The sequence below is a fragment of the Kitasatospora cystarginea genome, from assembly GCF_039533515.1.
In the GTDB taxonomy this organism is placed as follows: Bacteria; Actinomycetota; Actinomycetes; order Streptomycetales; family Streptomycetaceae; genus Kitasatospora; species Kitasatospora cystarginea.
In genome coordinates, this window is record NZ_BAAATR010000199.1 from 1 (window position 1) to 691 (window position 691).

Here is a 691-nt window from a genome sequence, read left to right on the forward strand (position 1 = left end):
GTCCACGGATCGCGAAGCTGTTCCCACATATCAACCCTGCCGGCTTGAACTGGGCCTTCGCGTCGACCGTGCTCTCACACGTCGGTCCGACTCGCGGACTCGCCGAGGCCGCGATGCCGGACGGTTTCGACGTCATGGTGCGCAACCCGGCTGTCCACGACGCTGTCATGCCGGGCTGGAACGGAGTGTTCAGCGCGCGTGCTCTCGCGAAGATGTACGGCGCCATCGCGAACGGCGGCGTGATCGACGGGAAGCGGTTCCTGAAGGAGTCGACCATCGACCAGATGTCGACCATCCAGACTCGCGATCGGGATTACGTGCTGGCGGTGCGGCCCAACTGGACTCTCGGTTACCACCCGCCGATCATTGCCGCGCGGCGGCAGCCGCGGAATGCGATAGGCCACTACGGAGTCGGCGGTTCAGGCGCGTATGCGGACCTGTCCAGCGGACTCTCGCTCGGTTTCACCACCAACAGGTTGGGTAGTGCTGTGACAGCTCTCGGTGATCTTCGCCTTGCGAGGCTCGGCGCCGAGGCGCAGGAGTTGGTTCGTCGAATCTGACACGAAGGGAATGCCATGAGCAGCAACGTGTACCGGGTGACCGAGATCGTCGGCTCGTCCACCGAGAGCAGTGACGCGGCAATTCGCACCGCCATCGCCCGGGCGAACGAGACGGTGCGCAACCTCGAATG

Annotated in this window: 2 protein-coding genes; both read left to right on the plus strand. The window is 64.5% G+C overall.

Annotated elements, in window-relative coordinates; translation table 11 throughout:
* On the plus strand, positions 1-560 hold a 560-nt coding region (locus ABD369_RS40810; RefSeq protein ID WP_344641691.1), incomplete at its 5' end, for a serine hydrolase.
* A 15-nt stretch (positions 561-575) separates the two neighbouring features.
* Positions 576-691: dodecin domain-containing protein (locus tag ABD369_RS40815; RefSeq protein ID WP_344641692.1), on the plus strand; the 116-nt coding region annotated here is incomplete at its 3' end.